Genomic DNA, 26,054 nt, shown 5'->3' on the forward strand with positions numbered 1-26,054 from the left:
TTGTACCGCGCTCTCCTAGGGTCTTGCTCAACAGACGCTCCTGCTTAAGCGCCAACCGCTTGGGCTTTGCAGTCGCAGGCGCCGCGCAGCAGGAGCCAAGTCATGAGCGATGAACAGGTGTTAACGCAAAGCGCTGGTGGGGTTGCGGTGAAAATCGCCGCACTGCTGGGATGGTTCGCCTTGATCCTCCAGCTCTACCTGATCCTGACTTCGCGCTGGCAGGGCGACAAGAGCTTGCTGGGCGGAGTCGACATCTTCTTCAGTTACTTTACGGTGCTGACCAATATCCTGGTGGCCGTGGTGCTGACCTGCGCGGCCACCTCAGGAGATTCGGCGCTGCGGCGGTTCTTTCTCAAACCCACAGTCCAGGGTGGTGTAGCCGCTGCCATTGTGCTGGTCGGGCTGGCGTACAACCTGTTGTTGCGCAATATCTGGAACCCCCAGGGTCTGCAATGGGTGGCGGATGAATTGCTGCATGACGTGATGCCCATACTGTTTGTAATCTACTGGTGGTTCTGCGTGCCCAAGGGCACCTTGCAATGGCGGGATATCTGGCCATGGCTGATCTATCCACTGGTCTATTTCATCTATGCCCTGGTGCGTGGACACTTTGTCGGTTCCTACCCCTATCCTTTTATCGAAGTGGACACACTGGGTTATCCACGGGTGTTCATCAACGCGGTGATGGTGCTGCTGGGATTCGTGGGGATATCACTGGTGCTGATTGCGCTGGATCGCTGGAAAGGCAAGCGCTGAGGCGCAGCCGCCGTCCGCCCAGTCACTCATCGATCTGGACGGGTCACGCTCGATGTTCCACGAATCGGGTAGCGGCTAGCCACCGTCGGTGTCGATATCAGCATCAGTGCTGTCATCGGATTTTGGTCGGTCCGGGTCAGGCTTGAAGCCGGGGCTGAAGGTATTGTCATTGTCTTGATGATGTTGCTTCTGATCGACCTCGCTGTCGGCGCTCTGGGCCTGGTCCGTCCCGGCGGGGCTGACTGGCTGGGCGCCGGTCGAGGTGGTCGGCACCTGGGGATCGATGGCCGGGTCGTTGCGCGGGGTCGGGGTTTGTGTCTGGCCTTGTTGCTGGGTGGTGGCAGGATCGTCGTTCATAGGCACCTCGTTCATGGCAGGGCCGGATGGATGACCGGTCTTGTCATTCGAAAGTGCCCCAACGGCTTCGGTTCCATTTGTTTACGCTGCCGCGCTCAGCACCCCAGCACGGTTCTCACCATCCGGGTCAGCGCGTCCGGGCCGTAGGGTTTGCTCAGCAAATGAGTGTCGGGGCTCAACTGGTGGTTGCGGGAGATGATGTCCCGGGTGTGGCCCGAGGTGAACAGCACCGGTACCGGTGGTGACTGTACCTTGGCCCAAGCGGCCAGGTCGGAACTCTTGATCAGCCCGGGCATGACCACATCCGTGAAGATCAGGTCCACCGCGGCCCCCTCCAGCAGCAGTTTCATGGCATCGTCACCATTGGCGGCGGTGAGGGTCCGGTAACCGGACTGCTCCAGCAACTCCACTGACGCAGCGCGCACCTCTTCGTTGTCCTCCACCACCAGGATCGTCTCTTGCCCACCCAACTGGAGCGGATCGTGTTGCGCCTCTTCACCGGCTTCCGGCTGGAGACTGCGGGGGAAATACATCTGCGCCCGCGTGCCCTCCCCCAGGCTACTGGAAATCTCGATATGGCCGCCGCTCTGCTTGACGAACCCGAACACCATGCTCAGCCCCAGCCCAGTGCCCTGGCCGTCAGTCTTGGTGGTGAAAAACGGCTCGAATACCTGATTCAAGACATCAGGCGGCATGCCTACGCCGCGATCGATCACCGACAATCGCACATAGTCGCCCGCCGGAATGCCCTTGCCGACACAGGACGATTCATCGAGCACGATGTTCTCGCCGATCAAGCGGATGGTGCCCTCGCCGCCCATGGCATCGCGCGCATTGATCGCCAGGTTCAACAGGGCATTTTCCAGTTGATTGCGATCGACGTGGATGCACCAGGGCTCATCGGGCAAAGTCACGTCGATCTGGATGGTTTCGCCCAGGGCCCGTTGCAGCAATTCGCCCAAACCGTCGTAGATGCGCCGCGGGTTGTAGACCGCCGGTGACAACGGCTGGCGCCGGGCGAAGGCCAGCAGTTGCGATGACAACTTGGCGCCGCGCTCCACGGCTTCAAGGGAGGCACTGACCCGCCGTTGCACGTTGGTATTGTCCCGCTCGTGGCGGGCCAGCAAATGCAGGTTGCCGGCGATCACTTGCAGCAGGTTGTTGAAGTCATGGGCAACGCCGCCGGTGAGGCCACCAATGGCCTCGAGCTTCTGCGATTGACGCAATTGCTCTTCTGCCGTCAGCCGCGCCTGCACTTCGTCGGCAACGCGCTGCTCCAGGTCGCGGGTAAATTTGAGCAACGACGCTTCGGCGGTCTTGCGTTCGTTGATGTCAATCAGTACTCCCGGAAAACGCAGGGGTTTGCCCAACGCATCGAACTCACACCGTCCGCTGGCCTGTACCCACAGGTAATCACCGCCCAGGCGACGCACCCGGTATTCGGCGCTGTAGGGCGTGCCCGTGCGCAAGGTCAATTCGACCCGCTGGTTCACTTCTTCCAGGTCATCCGGATGGATGCTCTGGCGGGCGATCTCGATCGGCAGTGCGTCCAGTGGAGTGTCTGGCGGGTAATTGAAGGTACGGGCGAAGCGCTCATCGCCGGACAGTATGTCAGTCTGGATATCCCAGACAAACGATCCCAGCAACGGCCCGGCCGAGAGGGCCAGTTGGATACGTTCATTGACAGCGCGGTAACTGCGTTCGGCCGCTTGCCGCGCCCGTTCGGTCAGCACATGTTCGGTGGTCTCCACCACCACCGCCAAGACACCTGCCGGGGCCTGGTCTTCACCGGGCACCGGGCTGTAATAGAGGTCCATCCAGACATCTTCGGGCTTGCCATTGCGTAGCAGCACCAGTTCCTTGCTGCGGTAGGACAAGGTGCCACCGGCCAGGCAGACGTCCAGGACATGGCGATTGAATTCGGCCACTTCCGGCCAGCCCAGCTCCACGGCGCACCCCAGCAGGTACGGATGACGACCGCCAGCGAACTCGGCATAAGCATCGTTGTAGATCATGAAGCCCTGGCGCCCCCACAGCATGACCATCGGCAAGGGCGAAGCCAGCAGCATCTGGACAGCGTTGTGCAAACTGGCGGACCACTGCTCGATAGCGCCCAGTTCGGTCTGGCTCCAATCGAACGCCCGGATACGCCCGGCCATCTCACCGCCCCAACCGGGACAGCCATGATTCTGGGATAAGAACTGCATGGGTCGACTCTGAACCTCAAGAATGCTTGCAGGGAACTGGTATACCACGAGTGCCTTGCGCTCAGAGCTTCGAGCGTTGGGTTGGCGTTTGGTTTCATGGAGAGGTCATGGTGCCGATCCTGTTAAGCCGGGGGTGCGGACCGGACACATGATTCCTGTGGCGAGGGGATTTATCCCCGCTGGGCGTGAAGCAGCCTCATGATTCATCGTCCAGCGTGGTGTGTCAGACAAGACAGAGGGGTGCGGTATGACTGCCAGAGTCAGTGGAAATCGCGACTGCGCACATTGATGCCCGCCAGCAACTCGCTCAGGTCGCTCAAGCGCCCGGCGATCAAGTGGCGGACCTCACCGACGCTTTCCCAGCGCCCGTCGACCCTGAGCAATTGCGCGCCTACCAAGGTCTTGCGTTGGCGTTCGGCCAGGTCGCGCCAGACCACCACGTTGAGGTTGCCGAATTCATCCTCCAGGGTGACGAAGGTCACGCCGCTGGCCGTGCCCGGGCGTTGGCGGCCGGTGACCAGCCCGGCGACGCTGACGTTGCGGCCATGCTCCACCGCCTGCAACTCCCGTGAGCTGCGACAGCGCCGGGCACGCAATTCGGGACGCAGCAAGGCCAACGGATGGGGGCCCAGAGTCGTGCCGAGCGTGGCGTAATCGGCGAACAGGTTTTCTCCCACCGTGGGTGTTGGCAGGGCCACGGGCGGTTCTTCCTGGCTGGGCAGGCCGGCGAACAAACCCAGTTGTTTCTGCACCCCGGCCACTTCCCAGCGGGCCCGATGACGATCGCCAGCCAAGCCCTGCAAGGCGCCGGCGTCGGCCAGTTGCGCCAGGGCCCGGGCATCGAGTTGCGCGCGCTCGCCCAGGTCGGCCACGTCGCTGAACACTCGCTGCCGGCGGGCCGTTTCGATACGTCGGGCATCCTCTTCGCGAAAACCCTTGACCAGGCGCAGGCCCATACGGATCGCCGGTTGCCGGCCTTCCAGGGGCTCGAGGCTGCAATCCCAGTCGCTGGCGCGCACGTCCACCGGACGGATCTGCAATTGATGTCGGCGAGCGTCCTGGAGGATCTGGTCCGGGCTGTAGAAACCCATGGGCCAGCTGTTGATCAGGGCACAGGCGAACGCCGCCGGCTCGTGGCACTTGAGCCAACTGCTGGCGTAAGTCAGCAAGGCAAAACTGGCGGCGTGGGATTCGGGGAAGCCGTAATTGCCGAAGCCCTTGATCTGTTCGAAGATCTGCGCGGCGAATTCGGCGGTGTAGCCGTTTTTCTTCATCCCCTGGGCCAGGCGTTCCCGATGCGGCTCCAACCCACCGTGACGTTTCCAGGCAGCCATGGAGCGCCGCAACTGGTCGGCTTCGCCGGGGGTGTAATCGGCCGCGACGATAGCGATCTGCATGACCTGTTCCTGAAACAGCGGCACGCCCAAGGTGCGCTCGAGCACTTTTTCCAGCGCTTCAGAGGGATAAGTCACCGCCTCTTCTTTGTTTCTGCGCCGCAGGTACGGATGCACCATCCCCCCCTGGATCGGCCCGGGCCGCACGATCGCCACTTCGATGACCAAATCGTAGAACCTCTTGGGTCTGAGCCGAGGCAACATCGACATCTGCGCCCGGGATTCGATCTGGAATACACCGATGGTGTCGGCGCGACTGATCATTTCGTAGGTCGCCCGATCGTCCTTGGGCAACGACGCCAGGGCATAGCGCTCGCCCCGGTAGCGCTCGATCAAATCGAAACACCGGCGAATCGCACTGAGCATGCCCAGGGCCAGGATGTCCACCTTGAGCAGCCCGACCGCGTCCAGGTCGTCCTTGTCCCACTGGATGATGGTGCGCTCGGCCATGGCGGCGTTTTCCACCGGCACCAGGGTGTCCAGGGGTTGTTCGGAAATCACGAAGCCGCCAGGGTGCTGGGACAGGTGACGTGGGAAGCCGATCAGTTGCTGGGTCAGGCTCAATACCCGGCGCAACACCGGGCTGTCCGGGTCGAAGCCGCCTTCACGCAAGCGCTCCACCGGCGGCGCCTCGTCACTCCAGCGGCCACAGCAATCGGCCAGGGCGTTGACCTGATCCGGCGGCAGGCCCAGGGCCTTGGCGACATCGCGCACGGCCCCGGCACCGTGATAACTGCTGACCACCGCCGTCAATGCCGCACGATGGCGACCGTAGCGCTGGAACACGTACTGCAGCACTTCCTCGCGACGCTCGTGTTCGAAGTCGACGTCGATGTCTGGCGGCTCGTTGCGCTCCCGGGACAGGAATCGCTCGAACAGCAGGTTGGTCTGACTCGGGTCGATTTCGGTGATGCCCAAGGCGTAGCACACCGCCGAGTTGGCCGCCGAACCGCGTCCCTGACAAAGGATTTTTCGGCTGCGGGCGAAGTTGACGACGTCCTGCACGGTAAGGAAATAACTGTCGTAGCCCAGTTCGGCGATCAGCTCCAATTCATCGTTGATTTGCCGCCGGACCTTCTCTTCCACGCCGTCCTCCCAGCGCTCACGCATGCCGCGCTCGGTCAGTTCCCGCAGCCAGGACGCCGGATCATGGCCCTCAGGCACCAGTTCCCGTGGATACTGATAACGCAGTTGACCGAGGTCGAAGGTACAGCGCCGGGCGATGTTCAGGGTTTCGTCGAGCAAGGCCCGTGGGTAGAGATCGGCCAGATCCTTGCGGCTGCGCAAGTGGCGCTCACCGTTGGGGTGCAGGCGCTGGCCGGCCTCGGCCACTGTGACGTGGTGGCGGATGGCGGTCATGGTGTCCTGCAAGGCGCGCCGGCCACGCACGTGCATGTGCACATCGCCACTGGCGACGGCCGGAAGACCCAGCCGCTCTGCCAGCGCCAGCAGCTCCGCCAGCCGCCGCCGGTCGTCCTGCCCGCAATGCAACTGGACAGCCAGCCACAGGCGCCCGGCAAACCTTTGCTGGAGCCAGCCACCGTGCTCTTCGCAATCCTGGCCATTGGGCACCCACAGCGCCAGCAATCCCGGCAAGGGCTCGGCGAAGTCCTCGCGCACGATGCGGTAGTGGCCCTTCTCGCTGCGCCGCCGGGCGCGGGTGATCAGCCGGCACAAGGCTTGATAGCCCTCCAGATTCTCCACCAGCAATACCAGTTTCGGACCGTTTTCGACCTGGATCTCGCTGCCGACGATCAACTGCAGCTCCAACTCCTTGGCCGCCTGCCAGGCCCGGACGATTCCGGCCAGGGTGCATTCGTCAGTGATTGCCAGGGCCTGATAACCCTGTTCCTTGGCTCGTCGGCACAACTCCAGGGCGCTGGAGGCGCCACGTTGGAAGCTGAAGTTCGACAGGCAATGCAGCTCGGCATACTCAACGCTCATGCGAACCAGCCCTGCAACCACAGCGGCCCGCCCTCGCCCACCGGTCGATAGGCCCAGCCGCGTTGTCCGTTGCGGGTTTCGATCAGGTAGTAATCGCGGCGCACGTCGGCGCCGTCCCACCAACCGGTCTCGATACGCTCCGGCCCCATGAGGATACGCGTGTGGCCTTCCGGCAACGCCTGGGGTTCACCGAGCAGCCAGCCGGGACGCTGCACACCGGCGCGTACCGGACAGGTTTGGGGCCTGGGCTGAGGCGTCAACTGCCAGGCGCATTCAGGCCGATGGTCATCGCGAAATCCCAGGCCCTGCACCGCGTCATCTCCCAGGCGCGCCCGCAGGCGTTCGCGCAGTTGCTCCCAAGGCAAAGACTGCTGGGGACGCTCCTCGAACAGCTCCAGGCGCTGGGGCACGAAGCTCGGCAGGTCTTCGGCACACAAGCGAAAGCCGCGCACCGGGGCCTCGACCTGCACCTGCTCCAAGCGGCCACGGGCCAGTTCGAAGAGCATCGAAGGATCCCGTTCGGCGCTGAGCAGGCCGACCTTGATCAGCGTGTCCGGCAACCCAGCGTGTTCCAGATGCAGGTCAAAACGCTGCACACCGCTGTCGCGACCGCAGAGGAAGGCCGACAAGTCACCGGTCAAGCGGCGCAACGGGAACAACAGCGCCTGATGGGATTGCACGTCATAGTTGAGTTCGATGCGCACATCGAAACGGTCTGGCGGCAGGTAGAACGACAGCGCCAGGGTGCGGCGGCCGGTCAGCGCGTCGAGGTGCTTGAGCACCTGGGCCTCGAAGCGCCGTGCCAGGGTCTGCCGAGGCAAGGCCTGGACCTGGCTCAGGCGGCGCAGGCCCATGCGCGACAACGCCGTGGCGACGTCGGGTTCCAGGCCGATCCGCTCCACGGGCATGTGCCCCAGGTACTGTTGCAAGGTCTCGGCATCGGGCACCACCAAGGCGTCATAGGCATTGGCCAACACCCGCGCCGCCACCGGATTGGGCGCGGCGACGATGCGATGCCGAAACCCCAGTTCGGTCAGTTCGGCCCGCAAGCGCGCCTCGAACACCGGCCAGGGCCCGAACAGGCCCAGGCTCGACTCGATCTCGAACAGCAGCGTACGCGGGTAATGCACGCTGACCTGGGAGCTGAAACGGTAGGCCCAGGCTGCCAGGAACTGTTGCCAGTGTTCGATCTGCGCCGCATCGTATTCGGCGGTGGCAAAGCCTTTGCTCAAGGCCTGGGCGGCGGTCATGGTCTGGCCTGGACGCAAGCCCAGGGCCCGTGCCGGCGCGTTCACCGCTTGCAGCACCCGACGCTGGGCCGGGCCGGTCAGCAATGCCAGGGGTTGGTCGGGATCGGGGCGCTGACGTAGCGCGGCGTCCAGCGCCAATTGCGGGAAAAGAATACACACCCAGCGCATCGCAACCTCAATGCCCTGTCTGTGGGGAAAAAGCGATCGGCGCCGAACGGGCCAGCCCGCCCCGGCACTTGAGCACACGCAATTGCGCCGGCCGGGTATCGATGGCGATGCGCAGGGCCGCCGGCGACGGATTGATCGCTTCCTGGATCGAGCGCCAGGCGAACGCCAGGGTCTGCCCGGTTTCCGCCGCCACTTGCAGGCGGCGCAAGGCCCGGTCGTCCGCTTGGCGAGGCCAGCACAGCACCGCGCCGCAACTGCCCGAACGCAGGCATTGTTCGGTGGCCCACAAGGCCTCGCGCTCATCGGCCTGGATCACCGATATTTGGCCCAGATCGATACCGGCGCTCTGCCAGGCCTGGGGATAGGGCACGAACGGTGGCGCCACCAGCACGATCCGCTCCCCCGCCGCCGACAGCCGCGCCAGGGTCGGCCACACCAGTTGCAACTCACCCACGCCTGGGGCGGCGATGAGCAGTTCCGTCAACGCCGCTTCCGGCCAGCCGCCACTGGGTAATGCCGCGTCCAGAGCAGCATGGCCGGTAGGTTGCGGGCTGGCGGCCGGCGGTGCAGGCCGGCCCTTCCAGACCTGGCCGCCGTTGAACAGCGTGTCCAATGCAACGACGGCGCCCATCAGCCTTGCCTCAACAGGCCGCAGAACACCCCTTCTATCGCCAGGTCCTGATCGGCTTCGACGATGATTGGTTGATAGGCCGGATTGCGTGGCAGCAAACGTACACGCTCGCCCATTCGCTCGAAGCGCTTGATGGTGACTTCTCCGTCCAGGCGCGCCACGACGATCTGGCCGTTGGAAGCCTGGGGCGTGCGCTGCACGCCCACCAGGTCACCGTCGAGAATGCCGTCCTCGATCATCGAGTCACCCTGGACCCGCAGCAGGTAATCCGGCGCCTTGGTGAAAATCGCCGGGTCCAGCATCAGGCGGCTGTGGACCTCGGCATCGGCACTGATCGGCAGGCCAGCCGCCACTCGCCCCAGCACCGGCACGTCCAGTAGTTCGGGCCGTGGCGGCTGGTTCAACAAGCGGATACCCCGCGCCTGGTGCGGATTGACTTCGATAAACCCGGCTTCGCTCAGCGCCAGCACATGCTTGCGCGCCACGCTGCGCGAGGCAAAACCGAACGCCTCGCTGATTTCAGCGAGGCTGGGAGGCTGGCCCTGATCGGCGATGCGTTCGCGGATGAAGGTCAGGATGGCGGCACGGCGGGGGGTGAGAGTCGTCATGGAGTACATTTGTACTCTTCAAGGATTTTTCTGACAAGCGCCGCCAGTCAGTTCACCGCTCGAGGCCGCTGCGCAGCCCAGCGGGAGCAATCTCTGGCCACAGGTATCAACACTTTTCCTTAAGTGAACAGCACGCCCCTGTGGGAGCGAGCCTGTTCGCGAAAGCATCAGACCATTCGACATCCATGCAAGCTGACCCACCGCCATCGCGAGCAGGCTCGCTCCCACAGTTGGATCGGGGTATGACCGGAGAGAAAGGTCGGCTGTAAGGCCGCCTTCGCGAGCAAGCCCGCTCCCACAAGAGATCTGTGGAGAGGGCTACAACCCCGCCAGATAAGCCCAGGGAAAAATCCCCCGCCCATGCCCATCACTGAACACCAACTGCACCCCATACCCCTGGGCATTGACCCCAACCACCCGAACCCGCGAATCAACCTGAACCGTCAGCCCTTGCAGACGAAACGCCCGACACTGAGAACAAGGACATTGCCGGCGTAACTGAGCATGATCCAAACGCTGTTCACGCCCATCGGGCCAGTTAAGCCGCAATTGTCCTTTGTCCTGGGAATTGCTAATCGCCAGCGGATTCATTGCAACTGACCCAAGGCAATGCGCACCGCTTTGCGCACTTCCGGGTCGCCATCATCCCGGGCCGCCTGCAAGGCCGGAATGGCGCCGTGATCGTTCAATTCGCCCAAGGCCAGGGCCGCCTCCTTACGCAGATTGCTGATCCGATGGCCCAGGGTCTCGATCAAGGCCGCCAACGCCGGAACATAGCGCAAACGCCCCAGGCTGCGGGTCGCCCGCAAACGCACTTGCCAATAATCATCGGCCAGCGCCTCGACCAGGGCCGGGCCGGCATCGGCGTGACCGACCTTGCCCAGGGTGGTGGCGGCTTCTTCGCGCACCGCCCAGGCCGGATCCCGCAGCGCCTGGCGCAGCGCCGGCAAGACCTGTGCGTCCGAAGCCAGGCCAAGGGCGCCGGTGGCCGCGCGGCGCACTTCAGTATCCGGATCATCGCTGGCCAGCCGGGCCAGGACCGGCAAGGCGTCGAGGTGCTTGAGCCAGCCCAGCACGCCAACCGCTTCGCGCCGCACGCTGGCATCGCCGTCAGCCAAGGCAACGATTGCAGCCGGTGCCGCGTCGAGCAGGCGCAACTCGCGCAAGGCCCGGAACGCCGCGACACGCACACCGGCATCCGCATGGGCCGTCCAGGGCAGGATCACCCTTCCTGCCGCCTCGCTCTTGAGCAGGCTCAGGCTCTGGGCGGCAGCGGCCTGTACACTCGGCGACGGATCGGTCAGGGCCTCGCACAGGGCCGCCACCACCGGTGCGTCCTCCCAGGCTTCGAGCAATCGCGCGGCCTCGGCGCGCACCTCGGCACTGGGGTCCTCGACCAGGCGATCCACCAGCCACAGCAGGCCTTCAGGTTCCTCAAGGTCGGCCAGCTCGATCAGGGCGATGCGGCGCACGCCAGGGTCCTCGTCGGTCAGGCGCGGTTGCAGGGCGAGGATGTCGTCGTTATCAGTGTCTTCGAATAGAGAGGTCATAGGGCAAATCGCGGCAAGGAGGTTTCAGGGGGAAGCCCGAGTGGGTTGAGGCGCGGCAACTGCCGGCCGTCTTCATGGCGCAGCAGATCGAGGCAGTGGCGCTTCAAGCGGGAGAATTCAGGGCGGGTCACCAGTGCGGTCGTGCGTGGCCGTGGAAAGTCCAGGCGCAGATCCTCGATGATCCGACCGGGACGCGGGCTCATCACCAGCAAGCGGTCGGCCAGGAACAGTGCCTCGTCGATGTCATGAGTCACGAACACCACCGTGGTACGGATGCGCGTCCAGATGTCCAGTAGCAGCTCCTGCATGTTCAACCGGGTCAAGGCATCCAGCGCGCCGAAGGGCTCATCCATCAGCAACAAGCGTGGACGGTTGACCAGCACCCGGGCGATCTCCACTCGTTGCTGCATGCCTCCGGAGAGCTGGTCCGGCCAGTGCCCGGCGAAACCTTCCAGGCCCACCAGCGCGAGGATTTCATCGGCGGCCCGGTGCCGTTCGACCTTGCCCAGGCCGCGCATCTTCAGGCCGAAGGCGACGTTGTCACGCACGGTGCGCCAGGGAAACAGCGTGTGTTGCTGGAACACCATGCCGCGTTGGGGCGACGGGCCGCAAACGCTCAAGCCGTCGACATTCAAGCTGCCGGTGCGCGGTTGCAGATGCCCGGCCAAGGCCCCAAGCAAGGTGGATTTGCCGCAACCGGACGGCCCGAGGACACAGACGAACTGGCCCGCCTCGATCTGGCAATCGAGCCCTTGGACCGCTTCGAAGGCCTGGGCGCCCTGGCCCAGGACAATGGACAACTGACGGATATCGATCCGTCCTTCGGGGGGTTGCATCACGCTCATCAGGCTTTCCCTCGTGGTCGATGCCAAGGCGTGAACAGCCCACCCAGGCGCTTGATCAACAGGCTGCTGCCCATGCCCAGCACACCGATCAGCAACATGCCGACGACGATGTCGGCGTAGTTCTGCACGGTGTAGGAAGCCCAGGTGTAGTAGCCGATGCCATACTGGCCGGCGATCATTTCCGCCGTCACCAGGCAGAACCAGGACGTGCCCATGCCAATGGCCAGGCCGGTGATGATGCTCGGCGCGGCGCCCGGCAGGATCACCTCCAACAGGATCGCCCGGCGCCCGGCTCCCAGGCTTTTCGCCGACGCGATCAGCCGCCGGTCCACCCCTTCGACGCCGTGCACGGTATTGAGCAGGATCGGGAACAGCGCGCCGGTGAAGGTGATGAACACCATCGACAGTTCCGACGAAGGGAACATCAGGATCGCCAGGGGTATCCAGGCCACCGCCGGGATCGGCCGCAACACTTCCAGCGGCGGCAGCAACAGGTCTTCGGCCCATTTCGAACGACCGATGGCCAGGCCCAGGGCCACGCCGACCAACAACGCCGCGCCGTAACCGGCAAAGACCCGTCCCAGGCTGCTGCCCAGGTGCCGGGGGAGATTACCGGAGTCCCCCAGGCCCAACGCCGCCTGTACCACCGCCAACGGGGTCGGGACGTTGGCGAAGGTCACCAGGCCGAGGTCCCAGTGGCCGTTGGCGGCGAGTTGCCAGAACAGCAGGCAGAGCAACAGGGAAGCGGCTCGCGGGAGCCAGCGTTTGGGTGATGGATACACTGATATCTTCCTCAGTTATGGAGATCCCTTGTGGGAGCGAGCCTGCTCGCGATAGCGGTGTGTCAATCACATCAACTTCAACTGATCTGACGCCATCGCGAGCAGGCTCGCTCCCACAGGTTTTGCTTTCACTCGAGTCAGGTCAACGAGCGGCGACCGCCTGGGTAGTGGCCTCGCTGAAGTCCAAGACCTTGCCACCCTGGGCCGTGGCGAATTGCTCGGCCTGGCCCTTGAGCAGGAACGCGCTGAGCTGGCCCTTGGCGTCACTGGCGAACCACGCCTGTTCGGCCAACAGCTTGATCCCGCTGTCGCTGGCCTGGGCATAGACGGCGCGGATGCCCTTGCCTTCCTGCTTGAGGCTCGCCAGCGCGGCGAAGGCCGATTGGGCCGAGGCGTAATGGCGCACTTTCGGCTCGCCGCGTACCCAGATCTCGGCCACGCGACTGAAATCGCCGATGGCTTTGCCGGTCAAGGCATCGGTCGTACCCAGCGGTGTCTGGGCGTAGTTAGCCAGTTGCGCGGTGTAATCCAGGTTCGACGCCTTGAACGCAGCGCGGATGTACTGGTCATCGATGAAGGTATTGAGGTCCAGGCCACGATCGGCTTTCTTCAGCAGCTTGAGGGTATCGATAGCGGTGCCGACGGCTTGGCGGTATTCCGGCTTCCAGGTCAAGTCGCGGGTCTGCACCCCCAGCGGCCCGTGGAACAGGTAATTGACCTCGGCATCCACGCCGGTGACCTTGGCGATCAACTCGCTGTACTTCTCAGGTTCGGCGGCCAGCAACTGATTGGCCTCGATGCTCGCGCGCAGGTAGGCGACGACGATTTCCGGGTATTTCTTTGCGTAGGCCTGATCCACCAGCGCGCCGTGGAACGTTGGGGCGCCGGCCTGGGCACCGTCGTAGATCTTGCGGGCGAAACCGCGGCTGGGGAACAGTTCGGCGAACGGCACGAAGTCGGCGTGGGCGTCGATCTTGCCGGCCTGCAACGCGGAGCCGGCCACCTCCGGCGGCTGGGCAATGATGTTGACGTCCTTGAGCGGGTCCCACCCCTGGGCCGCGACGGCACGCAGCAACATGCCGTGGGCGGTGGAGGCGAACGGCACGGAAATGGTCTTGCCCTTGAGCTCAGCCAACGACTGCACGCCCGATGCACTCGGCACCACGATGCCGTTGCCACTGCCCCGGGTGCTGCCCGATAGCACGCTGATGAACAGGCTGTGCTTGCCGGCGGTTTCGAACGTCACGCCGTTGAACGCCCCGGGGAAATCCGCCATGGCGCCAAAGTCGAGCTTACCGGCGACCATCTCGTTGGTCAGCGGCGCGCCGCTGGTGAAGTTTTTCCACTGGATGTCGTACTGGGCGTCCTTGTAGGCGCCGTCGTGGGGCAAGTATTTATCCAACAGGCCCAGCTCCCGAATCAGCAACCCGCCGGCGACGCAATTGATGGTGGTGTCCTGGGTGCCGATGGCGATACGAATGGTTTCTGCCTGGGCAGGCAAGGTCAATGAAGCCAGTACCAGACTGGCGAGTGCCGCACGCAATAACATGGGTGTGTCCCCTCGAATCATTTATTGGATGTTCGTCTCCGCCGCGATCAGGGCGCGGTGGGAAACGAGGGGTGTTCTGAATCTGCGTCCGGGGGTGGCCGGATGGCTTTTTTGGTGTTTGCGCGGGCCCTATCGAGAGCGGACTCGCTCCCACATTTTTTCGGCGTTCACCACAAATCCATTGTGGGAGCGAGCCTGCTCGCGATGGCGCCCTGTCAATCAACGCAGCAAGTACGGAATCTCGACTTTCACCGCCCCGGTCGGGCAGTCCTTTTCACAGGGCATGCAGTACCAGCATTCGTCGAACGCCATGTAGGCCTTCTGGGTCGCCGGGTTGATCGCCAGCAAGTCCATGGGGCAGACATCGACGCAAACGGTGCAGCCCTTGTGGGCGATGCATTTGTCCTCGTCCACGATGACGGGGGCATTGGAGCGGAAAAAGATTTCCTGGGGTTGATAAGCCATGGGCGGTCTCTCTGGGTGTAAGGTTCACGCCGCGTCAGCGCCGACCCGCAGCCGGTCGTAGGCCTGCAGTTCGTCGGCATCGAGGGCGATGATGTAAGGCTCGACGGCTTTCTTGAAGGAGGTCATCGCACCGTCCTCGCCCTTTTTCAAATGGCAATGACAGAACCAGTCGCCGTCGTTGCGTTGCGGATGATCGACCCGATAGTGGTACAGGCCCCAACGGCTCTCGGCGCGAAACAGCGAGGCACGGGCGGCCATTTCGGCGCAGTCGCGAATGACGCTGACCTCCATGGCGCGCATCAATTCATGAGGGTTGTGGGCCTTGATCTGGTCCAGGTCGCGCTGGATATCGCCGAAACGTTGCAGGCCGATCTGCATTTTCTTGGTAACCTTCGGCGGTTGCAGGTAATCGTTGACGAAGCGTCGCAGCTTGTACTCCACCTGGGCCGGCGGCAGGCCGTGCTCACGGTCCAGGGGCGCGTAGACACGTACCCTCTCCCGTTCGATCTGCCCGGCATCCAGCGCCGAGAAATCCTTGCCGGCCACGAAGTCCGCAGCGTTGTGGCCGGCAAACCAGCCGTAGGTGAACGCACCGAGCATGTAGTTGTGGGGCACGGCGGCCATGTCACCGGCCGAGTACAGGCCTTTGACCGAAGTCTCGGCCCGCTCGTTGACCCACACGCCCGAGGCCGAGTGACCACTGCAAAAACCGATTTCGGAGATGTGCATCTCCACCATCTGCGTGCGGTAGTCAGTGCCGCGGTTGGCATGGAACTGACCACGGCTGGGCCGCTCGTTGCTGTGCAGGATGTCCTCGATGTTCTGGATGGTTTCCCCGGCCAGGTGATCGAGCTTGAGGAACACCGGACCATTGCCACTCTCGAGTTCCTGGTGGAACTCCCACATCATCTGCCCGCTCCAGTAGTCGCATTCGATGAAGCGTTCACCCTTGTTGTTGGCCGTGTAGCCGCCCAGGGGGCCGGTGACATAGGCGCACGCCGGGCCGTTGTAATCCTTGATCAGCGGGTTGATCTGGAAGCATTCCAGGTTCGCCAGTTCGGCGCCGGCGTGGTAGGCCATGGCATAACCGTCGCCGGCATTGGTGGGGTTTTCATAGGTGCCCATCAGATAGCCGGAGGCCGGCAACCCCAGGCGTCCCGCCGCACCGCAGCAGAGAATGACCGCCTTGGCCTTGATCACATGAAAATCGGCGGTACGGCAATCGAAGCCCATCACACCGTTCACCGCGCCCGCTTCGTCGGTCAGCAAGCGGGTGCAGACCAACCGATTGGTGATACTCACCCGCGCCCGTTTCAACTGCCGGTACAGGACTTTCTTGATGTCGTGCCCTTCCGGCATTGGCAGCACGTAGGCGCCCATGTGATGGACCTTCTTCACCGCATAGTCGCCGGTCTCGTCCTTCTCGAACTTCACGCCCCAGCGGTCCAGTTGCTCGATGGTTTCAAAGCTGTGGGTCGCGTAGGCATACACCGCCGCCTGGTTGACGATGCCGTCGTTGGCGATGGTGATTTCCTTGGTGTACTGCTCGGGCGTGGAATGACCGGGGATGATCGCGTTGTTCAAGCCGTCCATGCCCATGCTGATGGCACCGCTGCGCTTGACGTTGGCCTTGTCCACCAGCAGCACGCGCAAATCACGATTGCGCTCCTTGGCCTTGATCGCCGCCATGGGCCCGGCGGTGCCACCGCCGATGACGACGATGTCGTATTCCTGTTCGAGGGTGCTCCGAGTCATGCCTGCGTTCCTTTTTGCCGGTCGATCCGCAAGCGGTACTGGAAAGCATCGCCACGGTAGTAGAGGTGTTCGAAGTCCAGTGGCTGGCCGCTGGCGTCATGGGTCAGGCGCTCGATGCGCATGATCGGCGAACCCGGCTCGACCTCCAGGGCCTGGGTCAGGTCGCTGTCGGCCAGCACCGCATCGATGGCCAGGTCGGCATGGCCCAAGGTCAGGGCACAGTCGTTTTCCAGGATCAGGAAAATGTCGCGGGTGACCAGGTCGGCCTTTTCCAAACGCTCGCCGAGGGCTTTGGGCAGGTAGGTGATCTCCAGGGAAATCGGCTCGCGGTTGATCAAGCGCACCCGTTTGATCTGCACCACCTCTTCCCCTTCAGTCAATTTCAGGCGCTCGGCCACCAGTTTGTCGGCCGCGATGAACTTGAAACTGAGCAGGCGGTTGATCACCTCGAAACCGCGCCCGGTCATGGACTCGGCCAGGCCCTGGAGGGTGCTGACATTCTGGAAGGTCTTGGGCTTGGCCACGAACGTCCCTTTGCCGTGGATCTTGAAAATCAGCCCTTCCTTTTGCAGGTCACCCAGCGCTTGGCGCACGGTGATACGACTGACACTGAACAGCGCACCGAGCTCGCTTTCCGAGGGCATCTGGCTGCCTTGAGGGTATTGGCCATCGAGGATGCGCGCACGCAGCACGTCTCGCAGTTGCGTGTGCAGCGGCACGCTGCAGAGGGAAAGAACGTTGTCGGGCATGGCCTATATCACTTGTCATAACGAGTTATGACGTGATCTTAGGGAAAGCCGCCGCGGCTTGAGAAATACTGTTTGGACATATCCTTAGAGCCGGGCGTCGGCACTCTCATTGCGAAATGCGCTCGGACTCATGCCTGTCCAACGCCGGAACGCCCGGCGAAAACTGCGCACATCGCTGTAGCCGACTTCTTCGGTAATGCGCTCGATGGACAGCCCGGGGTTGGCCAGCAGGCTCAGGGTCCGACCGCGGCGCACCTGTTCGAGCAAGGCTTCGAAGGTCAGGCCGTGTTCGGTCAGGCGCCGACGCAGGGTGCGGCTGCTCATGTTGAGGTCGCCGGCGATTTTCTCGATGTGGCTGCCACGGGTCAGGTCCCGGGCAATCGCCCGCTCCACGGCCTGGATCAGGTCGATCTTCTGGTGGACCTCGGTGGCCTCCTGCTCCAGCAAGGCCAAGGCCTGGCGCAGGGCCAACGGGTGGTGATTGGGCAGGCGCATATCCAGCCAGCGCACATCGATCAGCATGCGATTGTGCCGGCAACCGAAGCGCACATCCGGCCCCAGTATCCGCTGGTATTGCTCGGCGTAGGACGGCGCGGCGTGCATGAACTCGACGGCCTGAGGCTTGAAATCGGCCCCCGCCAGCACCCGGCCATAGACCATCAGGCTGGCGAAGAACTCCTCCACGGCAAATACCTGGATCTCGGCAAAAGGCAGGCGGCAGGTCGCTTCGACCATGATCCGGTCAGTGGCTTCTTCGACGCTGGCTACCGCGATGCCACCGGTGGTGTGCTGGTAGCGAATCCCCAGGGCAAAGGCATCGCGCAGGGTTTCGCACAACGACAAGACATGGCCCAACAGGCCGAGGGTGCCGAGCACGTTGCGGTCGCCCACCCACAACCCCAAGCCCTGGTCGGGCAAGAGCCTGAGCGCCCGTTGGATCATGACCACGGCCTGGCGATAGGAAATGCGCTGGGCGGGATCCTGCAGGTCATCGAGCCCGAACCCCAGGCCGCGACACAGGCTGGCGGCATCGAAGCCCTTGTCAGCCACCACCTCGGCCAGGGTTTGCAGCAGGAATGGCGATACCAGCGCCAACTCATAGGTGGGGTCGATGACTTTCATCTGCATGAGGCGGGTTCCGGAGCACGTTAGGTGGCGTTTTTGTAACCGGTTATTTCATAAACTTAGCATGCCCCGGCGGACCGAGGGGCACAAAAATCTGGCCGCCCAAGTCCCCTGTATGGCCGCCAATACCCTGCCCTGGCAGCAGCGAACGGCTTATTTCTATGGCTCGGACCTTCGGTGTATCTCCAACAATAATAACGAGCCCCCACATGAACCCGATCCGCACGACATTCGCCTTGCAATTGACCCTCGGCCTGGCCGGCGTTTGTGCCCTACCCGCGTGGGCCACCGAAACCGGCGTCGATAACATCGGCCCCGGCACCGACGGTTTTTTTGTGTTGCCCTTGGAAGTCGACAGCCTTCCGGACAACATGGTCGCGTTCAACCTCTACTACAACCACTACAAAGCCCGGAAATTCAACATCAGCTCGTTGGGCGGAGAAGTGCCAGGTGTCGAAATAGAATCCACGGCAGTGGTCCCGCGTATCGATTACCTCAGCCCATTGCGAGTGGCCGGTGGACGCGTGGGGATCTACATCGCTCAACCCTGGATCAAGCAGGAAGTCGCGGTGTTCGGCCTGAGCGATACCCGCGAGGGCATGGGCGATACCACCATTTCGCCAATCGTGCTGTGGGACATGGGCAAGAACCTGACCCTGGCCGCGGCGGTGGAAATCACCGTGCCGACCGGCGAATACAGCAAGGATCGCCTGGCCAACACCAGCACCAATTTCTACACCTACAAGCCGCTGTTCTCCTTCACCTGGCTGCCCACGGAAAACACCGAGCTGTCGATGAAAACCACCTACAGCTTCAACCGTGAGAACAAGGACACCGACTACCGTTCAGGGCAGATCTTTCACTTCGATTATTCCGCCAGCTACCGCCTGACCGACAACCTGCGGCTGGGGCTCAACGGCTACTACCTCAAACAGACCACCGACGACAAACAATACGGCCGCACCGTGCAATTCGCCGGGCAGGACGTGGACGATGGTGTGCGCGGCCAGGTGTTCGCCATCGGCCCGGCGCTGCATTTCACCTTCCTCAAATACGCCAGCGCCGAAATTCGCTGGGCCAAGGAATTCGATGTGGAAAACCGCCCCGAAGGGGAAATGCTCTGGGCCAAGATCAGTATTCCGTTTGCGTTCTAATAGCGTTTCACAGCACTTCTGGAGAGGGGACTTATCTGTGGGAGCAAGGCTTGCCCGCGAAGCAAGCGACTCGGTTCCAGATAGACCGTGTGTTCTTCATCGCGGGCAAGCCTTGCTCCCACAGATAAGTCCCCTCGCCACAGGTTTTTGTGCCTGACACGAATGCATCAGCTGCAGGCCAGTCAGCGCTCGACCCGCGACGATTGAAGCCAATCAGTTCACCCCCAGAATCGACGAAAGATGCCCATTGAGGAACTTGCCACCAGGGTCCAGCGCCTGGCGCACCTCAGCGAATTCGTTCCAGCGCGGGTACAGCGCCTGGAGTGCCTTGGCGTTCAGGGAGTGCAATTTCCCCCAATGCGGACGGCCCTGGTATTTCCAGAAGATCGGCTCGACGGCGGCAAAGAAGTTGTGATGGTCCATCTGGTAATGCTGGTGCACCGAGATCGAACAACTGTCCCGGCCTTCGAACATGCTCAGGGCAATGTCGTCGGCCTTCACGTAGCGGTACTCGATGGGAAACCAGGTGCGCAGGTCCTTGTCGCGAATCAGCGCCAGGATCTCCCGCAGGCATGCCGGGCCGTGTTCGGCCGGTACCGAGTACTCCATCTCATTGAAGCGCACGGTGCGGGCATTGGCGTAGATGTCGTGGGAGTCACCGATCCGGTCATCGAAATCGGCCACCAACCGCAGGCTGTTGAGCAGCGCTCGCCGAATCGCGGGAAAGTCGCTGCCATATTTGTCGAGGTTTTCGATCAGCGTGACGAATTCGTTGCCGCCCTCCTCCTCGGGGCTGATCGGCGGCGTGGCCGGGTCCGTGGTTTCGTTCAAGGTAATCGACAGCGCATAGTCGGAATGGGTGACGACCTGCATTTCCCAATGCTGGTTGTCCCGGGTGTTGGCTTCCACATCCTCGAGCAGTTCCTCGGTTTTCGCCACCCACTGGTGCTCGCGCAAGCGATAGGCGGCGCGGTTCTGCAGGCGCACGCGGGTCACCAGCCCCAATGCGCCAAGGGACACCCGGCCAGCCTTGAATACTTCAGGATGGCGCTGGGCATCGCAATCGAGGACCTCGCCGCTGGCCGTTACCAGTTGCAGGCCGACCACCTGGGACGCGTACGAGCCGAAAGCCTTGCCGGTGCCGTGGGTCGAGGTGGCGATGGCTCCGGCCAGGGTCTGGTAATCCACGTCGGCCATGTTCGGCAGCGCCTGGCCGATGGCCTTGAGCGCCGGGCCCATGCGGGACATGGGCGTGCCGCCGCCGAACTCGGCTTGCAGGCTGGCCCCGTCGTGATCCAGCAGGCCACTGAAAAAGCTCAGCGACAGCAAGGTGCCGTCGGTGGGCACCAGGGCGCTGAAGGAATGGCCGGAACCCACCGGACGAACCCTCCCTTCGGCGCGGCGCACTACCTGCACCAGTTCATCGAGGTCCTTGGGGGCCAGCCGCGCCGCCGGCAGGCAGCTTTGCGCACCCGACCAGTTGCGCCACGGAATCAACCGTGGCGCGCGCATCAGCTCGGCCAGGGCGCCCTGGCTGCCCAGTGCCGTAAAGGCTGCGACAACGCCAGCCTGTTGCAGCAGGCGACGCCGTGAGTAGTCCATCGTCATGCCGTAGTACTCGTATTTATTATTGGAAGTGTTGACCGGACATGAAGGCGATCAGGGCCAGGAACTGCTCTTGGGAACAGTGCATGCACAAGCCCATCGGTGGCATGCCGTTGTAGCCGTTGATAGCGTGGTCCAGCAGGGTATCGGCGCCCTGGGCGACCCGCGGGGCCCAGGCGTTCGTATCGCCGGTCAACGGCGCTCCGGCACCGGGGTTGGCGTGGCAGAGCTTGCAACTGCTGTCATAAACCTGGGCCAGCGCCGCATCGCTGGGCATGGCGGTGAATACCGCGGGCGCGGGCGGCTTGGCCTCTTCGCCGCAGCCTGCGAGCAGGGTGCCGAGCAGGAGGATGAAGGCTGGCTTGAGCCAGATTGAAGTTGAAGGTGTCGTTGCCGGCATAGGGACCTCTTGGCGGCGCTTTTCTCGTTGTGGGTCAACACTAAGGCACGCCAGCGCGCCGGCTTGAGGTCATTGGGGGCCATAAAAGGGGGCTTGGGCGGCCAGTTGCTGGCGTCAATAAGCTTTGTGGCGAGGGGATTTATCCCCAATGGGTCGCGAAGCGTCCCTAAGTTGGCCACCTCGTTATTCCAGCAGGAATTTTGGGCCTGCTGCGCAGTCCAGCGGGGATAAATCCCCTCGCCACAGATGTACCCGTTTTCTCTGCTAAAGCATGCTCAGGGCAGCAGCAACCCCTGCTCGCGCTCGCACAACTGCACCACGTAATCCCACAACACCCGCAGGCGTACGGATTTGTGCAGTTCGCGACGGGTGCTGATCCAGTAGCTGCGGCGGATGGTTTCGTCCGGCAGCAAGGGCACCAGCGTCGGGTCGCCGCTGGCCATGTAGCAAGGCAGCACGGCGATCCCCAGCCCCGAGCGCGCGGCCTGTTGCTGGGCGATGACGCTGGTGCTGTGGAACACCACCCGGGGGTTGCGGCAAAAGCTGTTGAGGAACATCAGTTCCTGGCTGAACAGCAAATCATCGACGTAGCCGATCCAGGCGTGGCGAGCCAGGTCCTCGCGGCTACGCAGCGCCGGCGAACGGTCCAGGTAGGCTTGGCTGGCATACAGCGCCAGGCTGTAGTCGGTGAGCTTGCGCGTCACCAGCAGGTCGGCCGCCGGACGTTCGAGGTGGATGCTGATTTCCGCCTCGCGGTTGAGGATGCTGACAAACCGCGGCACCGCCACCAGTTCCACCTCCAGTCCCGGATAACGCTGGAACAGCCCCTCCATGCGGCTGGCCAGGAACATGATGCCCAACCCTTCGGTCACCCCCAGGCGGATCTTGCCCAGGGGCGCACTGGACTGGGTGATGTCCTCCTGGGCCAGTAACGCCACGTTCTCCATGGCCTCGGCGTGCTTGAGCAGCGTCTCGCCGGCCGGGGTCAGTTCATAACCCTGCGCATGCTGGACGAACAGCGCGGTGCCCAGGCTTTTCTCGATGGCCTCGATGTGCCGGGCCACCGTGGCGTGGGTGGTGTTCAGCCGCCGTGCAGCCGTCAATAAACGTCCGCTGCGTTGCAGCTCCAGGAAATAGCGCAGGTCATTCCAGTCGAACATGAGGCGATCCTTGAACGCACCTGAAGGTACGACTGTTTATAAACGCACAGCCGCTGCGCAAAAACTAACATTCTTTTGACGAAAACTAACAACTAGGATGGATCCCACAAAAACAAAAATGAGGTCGCGAATGCAACCTGTCGTCGATGAATACGATTACGTGATCGTGGGCGCCGGCCCTGCCGGATGCTTGCTGGCCAATCGGCTTTCGGCCAACCCGCAACACCGGGTGCTGCTGCTCGAAGCCGGCGGGCGCGATAACTATCCGTGGATCCACATCCCGGTCGGCTACCTGTTCTGCATCGGCAACCCACGCACCGACTGGTGCTTCAAGACCGAAGCACAACCGGGCCTGCAAGGCCGTGCCCTGAGCTACCCCCGCGGCAAGGTCCTGGGCGGTTGCTCCTCCATCAACGGCATGATCTATATGCGCGGCCAGGCCGCGGACTATGACGGCTGGGCCGCCGAGGGCAATCCTGGCTGGACCTGGGAAGACGTCCTGCCGCTGTTTCGCCAGAGCGAAAATCACTTTGCCGGAGCCTCCGAATTCCATGGTGCCGGCGGGGAATGGCGGGTCGAACGCCAGCGCCTGTCATGGCCTATTCTCGATGCCTTCCGCAGCGCCGCCGAGCAGAGCGGCATCCCCAACGTCGATGATTTCAACAGCGGCGACAATGAAGGCTGCGGCTACTTCCAGGTCAACCAGAAAGCCGGGGTACGCTGGAACGCGGCCAAAGCGTTTCTCAAGCCGATCCGCCAGCGTCCCAACCTCACGGTGTTGACCGACGTCGAAGTGGACCGTGTGTTGTTGCGTGATGACCGGGCCCACGCTGTCAGCGCCCGCTGGCAAGGCAAGGGCATGACCTTCAAGGCCCGTAAGGAAATCGTATTGTGTGCCGGGGCGGTTGGCTCGCCGGGGATCCTGCAACGCTCCGGGATCGGCCCGCGCAGCCTGCTGCAACGCCTGGGCATCGGCGTGACCCATGAGCTGCCTGGTGTGGGCGGCAACTTGCAGGACCACCTGCAATTGCGACTGATCTACCAATTGGAAAATGCCCGCACCCTGAACCAGATCGCCGGCACCCTGTGGGGCAAGATGGGCATGGGCCTGCGCTACCTGTACGACCGCAGCGGCCCCCTGTCCATGGCCCCCAGCCAACTCGGCGCATTCGCCCGCTCGGGTCCGGAGCAGACCTCGGCCAACCTCGAATACCACGTCCAACCGTTGTCCCTGGAACGCTTCGGCGAACCGCTGCACAGCTTCCCGGCGTTCACCGCGTCGGTCTGCGACCTGCGCCCGCAAAGCCGCGGCCGGGTGGACATTCGTTCGGCCGACCCGCACGAAGCGCCGCTGATCCAACCCAATTACCTGAGCCATCCCGAAGATTTACGCGTTGCCGCCGACGCCATCCGCCTGACCCGACGCATCGTCGCGGCCCCGGCCTTGAGCGCGTTCAAACCGGTGGAATACCTGCCGGGGCCCAGCCTGCAAACCGAAGAGGAACTGCACCAGGCCGCCGCCCGAATTGGCACGACGATTTTCCACCCGGTCGGCACCTGCCGCATGGGCCAGGACCACGACGCGGTGGTGGATGCGCAACTGCGCGTCCACGGCATCAAGGGCCTGCGCATCGCCGATGCCTCGATCATGCCGCGCATCACCTCGGGCAACACCTGCTCGCCGACCTTGATGATTGCCGAGAAGGCGGCGCGGATGATGCTCGAGGCAGATACCAGAATCATCATGCCGCAAAAGGAGCCGGCCACGGTCTGAAGAACAACAGAATCCCCTGTGGGAGCGAGCCTGCTCGCGATAGCGATCTATCTGTCACATATGTGTTGAATGTACAGCCGTCATCGCGAGCAGGCTCGCTCCCACAAGGGAAATGCGTCGATTCAAGGAACGTGTCAAATCAGGAGACGCCCCCCGGCGTCGACAGTGGAACAACAAAAACAATCACTGTGAGGGATACCGCTATGTCCGAGCATGTTCAGCCCCTGGAAGCCACGCGCAGCGCCGGCACCAGCCAGGAAACCCAGAAAGTCATCTTCGCCTCGTCCCTGGGGACGGTGTTCGAGTGGTACGACTTTTTCCTCTATGGCGCCCTGGCGGCGGTGATCAGCAAGCAATTCTTTGCCGGGGTCAACGACACCACGGCGTTCATCTTCGCCCTGATGGCGTTCGCCGCCGGTTTCATCGTGCGGCCATTCGGTGCACTGGTGTTCGGCCGGCTGGGGGACATGATCGGGCGCAAGTACACGTTCCTGGCGACCATCGTGCTCATGGGCCTGGCGACGTTCTGCGTCGGCCTGCTGCCCAACTACGCCAGCATCGGCATCGCCGCGCCGATCATCCTGGTGGTGTTGCGCATGCTCCAGGGCCTGGCCCTGGGCGGTGAATACGGTGGCGCGGCGACCTACGTCGCCGAGCACGCGCCGATGGGCAAGCGCGGCTTCCATACCAGTTGGATTCAGTCCACCGCCACACTCGGGCTCTTGCTCTCGCTGTTGGTGGTACTGGGCTGCCGTTACTTCACCGGCGATCAGTTCGAAGTCTGGGGCTGGCGCATTCCGTTCCTGCTGTCGATCCTGCTGCTGGGCATCTCCACCTGGATTCGCCTGAGCCTGCACGAATCGCCGGCCTTCGTGAAAATGAAAGAGGAAGGCAAGTGCTGCAAGGCGCCAATCCGCGAGTCGTTCGGCAAATGGGAAAACCTGAAAGTGGTGTTGATCGCCCTGTTCAGCATCAACGCCGGGCAAGCGGTGACCTTCTACGCCGCGCAGTTCTACGTGCTGTTTTTCCTCACCCAGTTCCTGAAGATGGACCCGGCCCTGGCCAACAGCCTGCTGATCGTCAGCGTGGTGATCGGCGCACCGTTCTTCATCTTTTTCGGCTGGCTGTCGGACAAGGTCGGGCGCAAACCGGTGCTGATGATCGGTCTGCTGCTGGCGACTGCCTTGTACTTCCCGATCTTCAAGACCTTGGCTCACTACGCCAACCCGGCCATCGACCTGGCCAGCCGCCAGGCACCGATCACCGTGGTCGCCGACCCGGCCACCTGCACCTTCCAGTTCGACCCGGTGGGCAAGGCGCGTTTCGACAGCCCTTGCGACAAGGTCAAGACCTTCCTGGTCAAGCAGGGCTTGCCTTACAGCAGTGTCGCGGCTCCGGCTGGCAGCTCCGTGCAGGTCAACATCGGCGACGTGAAGATCGATGGCTACGATGAAGCGGCCCTGCGCGGCGCGGTGACCCTGGCGGGCTACCCGCAGCAGGCTGATACGCAGCAGATCAACCGGCCGATGATCGTGGCCTTGATCGTGGCGCTGATCATCATTTCCGCGATGTGCTACGGGCCACTGGCGGCACTGATGGTCGAACTGTTCCCCACGCGGATCCGCTACACCTCCATGTCCCTGCCCTACCACATCGGCAACGGCTGGTTCGGCGGTTTCCTGCCCACCGTATCGTTTGCCCTGGTGGTCTACACCGGAGATATCTTCTACGGGCTGTGGTACCCCGTGGTGATTACCGGAGTGAGCCTGGTGGTGGGCATGCTCTGCCTGCGGGAAACCCGTAACGTGGACTTGGATACCAACTGA

Annotated in this window: 22 protein-coding genes; 4 read left to right on the forward strand and 18 right to left on the reverse strand. The window is 63.1% G+C overall.

Annotation, left to right across the window (positions count from 1 at the left end; translation table 11 throughout):
• Window positions 1–102: 102 nt before the first annotated feature.
• Entirely contained in the window at window positions 103–756 is a 654-nt protein-coding gene (locus AC30D9_RS24325) for a Pr6Pr family membrane protein (protein WP_490145027.1), read from the forward strand.
• A gap of 75 nt (window positions 757–831) precedes the next feature.
• On the opposite strand, the gene AC30D9_RS24330 is transcribed toward AC30D9_RS24325, so the two are convergent.
• From AC30D9_RS24330 to AC30D9_RS24400, 15 genes are all read right to left on the reverse strand, one after another.
• A complete protein-coding gene (locus AC30D9_RS24330; protein WP_134923722.1) occupies window positions 832–1,113 on the reverse strand; it encodes a hypothetical protein in 282 nt (93 codons plus the stop codon).
• A 95-nt stretch (window positions 1,114–1,208) separates the two neighbouring features.
• Window positions 1,209–3,320: a hybrid sensor histidine kinase/response regulator gene (locus tag AC30D9_RS24335; protein WP_490145028.1), complete on the reverse strand. Its 2,112-nt coding sequence runs from the start codon at window positions 3,318–3,320 to the stop codon at window positions 1,209–1,211.
• Between the two features lie 260 nt (window positions 3,321–3,580).
• The gene (locus tag AC30D9_RS24340) at window positions 3,581–6,679 is read right to left on the reverse strand and encodes an error-prone DNA polymerase (RefSeq protein ID WP_490145029.1); all 3,099 of its coding nucleotides are present in this window, start codon (window positions 6,677–6,679) and stop codon (window positions 3,581–3,583) included.
• Window positions 6,655–8,076: a Y-family DNA polymerase gene (locus AC30D9_RS24345; RefSeq protein ID WP_490145030.1), complete on the reverse strand. Its 1,422-nt coding sequence runs from the start codon at window positions 8,074–8,076 to the stop codon at window positions 6,655–6,657. Before AC30D9_RS24345 ends, AC30D9_RS24340 begins: the two co-directional genes overlap by 25 nt.
• Before the next feature lie 7 nt (window positions 8,077–8,083).
• On the reverse strand, window positions 8,084–8,707 hold the full coding sequence (gene imuA, locus AC30D9_RS24350) for a translesion DNA synthesis-associated protein ImuA (protein ID WP_307571214.1): 624 nt from the start codon (window positions 8,705–8,707) through the stop codon (window positions 8,084–8,086).
• Window positions 8,707–9,324 carry a transcriptional repressor LexA gene (lexA, locus tag AC30D9_RS24355; protein ID WP_307571215.1) on the reverse strand — a complete coding sequence of 206 codons (618 nt, stop codon included), beginning with the start codon at window positions 9,322–9,324 and terminating at the stop codon, window positions 8,707–8,709. Before lexA ends, imuA begins: the two co-directional genes overlap by 1 nt.
• Window positions 9,325–9,633: 309 nt before the next feature.
• Window positions 9,634–9,906 (reverse strand): DUF971 domain-containing protein, encoded by a 273-nt coding sequence (locus AC30D9_RS24360; protein ID WP_490145031.1) that lies wholly within the window; start codon window positions 9,904–9,906, stop codon window positions 9,634–9,636.
• Window positions 9,903–10,865 carry a HEAT repeat domain-containing protein gene (locus AC30D9_RS24365; protein WP_490145032.1) on the reverse strand — a complete coding sequence of 321 codons (963 nt, stop codon included), beginning with the start codon at window positions 10,863–10,865 and terminating at the stop codon, window positions 9,903–9,905. The genes AC30D9_RS24360 and AC30D9_RS24365 overlap by 4 nt, the downstream gene beginning before the upstream one ends.
• Complete coding sequence (locus AC30D9_RS24370; protein WP_490145033.1) at window positions 10,862–11,710, reverse strand: ABC transporter ATP-binding protein; 849 nt, start codon at window positions 11,708–11,710, stop codon at window positions 10,862–10,864. The genes AC30D9_RS24365 and AC30D9_RS24370 overlap by 4 nt, the downstream gene beginning before the upstream one ends.
• Window positions 11,710–12,492, reverse strand: a complete 783-nt coding sequence (locus tag AC30D9_RS24375) for an ABC transporter permease (RefSeq protein ID WP_134923714.1) — start codon at window positions 12,490–12,492, stop codon at window positions 11,710–11,712. Before AC30D9_RS24375 ends, AC30D9_RS24370 begins: the two co-directional genes overlap by 1 nt.
• A gap of 142 nt (window positions 12,493–12,634) precedes the next feature.
• Window positions 12,635–14,041 carry an ABC transporter substrate-binding protein gene (locus AC30D9_RS24380; protein WP_490145034.1) on the reverse strand — a complete coding sequence of 469 codons (1,407 nt, stop codon included), beginning with the start codon at window positions 14,039–14,041 and terminating at the stop codon, window positions 12,635–12,637.
• A 219-nt stretch (window positions 14,042–14,260) separates the two neighbouring features.
• Entirely contained in the window at window positions 14,261–14,506 is a 246-nt protein-coding gene (locus AC30D9_RS24385) for a 4Fe-4S dicluster domain-containing protein (RefSeq protein ID WP_307571221.1), read from the reverse strand.
• Between the two features lie 24 nt (window positions 14,507–14,530).
• Window positions 14,531–16,261 (reverse strand): fumarate reductase/succinate dehydrogenase flavoprotein subunit, encoded by a 1,731-nt coding sequence (locus AC30D9_RS24390; protein ID WP_490145035.1) that lies wholly within the window; start codon window positions 16,259–16,261, stop codon window positions 14,531–14,533.
• Entirely contained in the window at window positions 16,258–17,010 is a 753-nt protein-coding gene (locus AC30D9_RS24395) for a GntR family transcriptional regulator (RefSeq protein ID WP_134923711.1), read from the reverse strand. Before AC30D9_RS24395 ends, AC30D9_RS24390 begins: the two co-directional genes overlap by 4 nt.
• An 84-nt stretch (window positions 17,011–17,094) precedes the next feature.
• Window positions 17,095–18,138, reverse strand: coding sequence for an AraC family transcriptional regulator (locus AC30D9_RS24400; protein WP_490145036.1), 1,044 nt, complete (start codon window positions 18,136–18,138; stop codon window positions 17,095–17,097).
• A 206-nt stretch (window positions 18,139–18,344) separates the two neighbouring features.
• Between AC30D9_RS24400 and AC30D9_RS24405 the strand changes: the two genes are divergently transcribed.
• Window positions 18,345–19,289, forward strand: a complete 945-nt coding sequence (locus AC30D9_RS24405; RefSeq protein ID WP_490145037.1) for a SphA family protein — start codon at window positions 18,345–18,347, stop codon at window positions 19,287–19,289.
• Window positions 19,290–19,502: 213 nt separating this feature from the next.
• On the opposite strand, the gene AC30D9_RS24410 is transcribed toward AC30D9_RS24405, so the two are convergent.
• From AC30D9_RS24410 to AC30D9_RS24420, 3 genes are all read right to left on the reverse strand, one after another.
• Complete coding sequence (locus tag AC30D9_RS24410; protein WP_490145046.1) at window positions 19,503–20,801, reverse strand: D-arabinono-1,4-lactone oxidase; 1,299 nt, start codon at window positions 20,799–20,801, stop codon at window positions 19,503–19,505.
• 115 nt (window positions 20,802–20,916) lie between these two features.
• Window positions 20,917–21,294, reverse strand: coding sequence for a c-type cytochrome (locus AC30D9_RS24415; RefSeq protein ID WP_490145038.1), 378 nt, complete (start codon window positions 21,292–21,294; stop codon window positions 20,917–20,919).
• Window positions 21,295–21,569: 275 nt separating this feature from the next.
• Window positions 21,570–22,454: a LysR family transcriptional regulator gene (locus AC30D9_RS24420; RefSeq protein ID WP_134923706.1), complete on the reverse strand. Its 885-nt coding sequence runs from the start codon at window positions 22,452–22,454 to the stop codon at window positions 21,570–21,572.
• 130 nt (window positions 22,455–22,584) lie between these two features.
• On the opposite strand from AC30D9_RS24420, the gene AC30D9_RS24425 reads away from it, so the two are divergent.
• Window positions 22,585–24,228, forward strand: coding sequence for a GMC family oxidoreductase (locus AC30D9_RS24425; protein ID WP_490145039.1), 1,644 nt, complete (start codon window positions 22,585–22,587; stop codon window positions 24,226–24,228).
• Window positions 24,229–24,431: 203 nt separating this feature from the next.
• Window positions 24,432–26,054 carry an MFS transporter gene (locus AC30D9_RS24430; protein WP_307571227.1) on the forward strand — a complete coding sequence of 541 codons (1,623 nt, stop codon included), beginning with the start codon at window positions 24,432–24,434 and terminating at the stop codon, window positions 26,052–26,054.

It is taken from the genome of Pseudomonas sp. DF11, assembly GCF_058148565.1.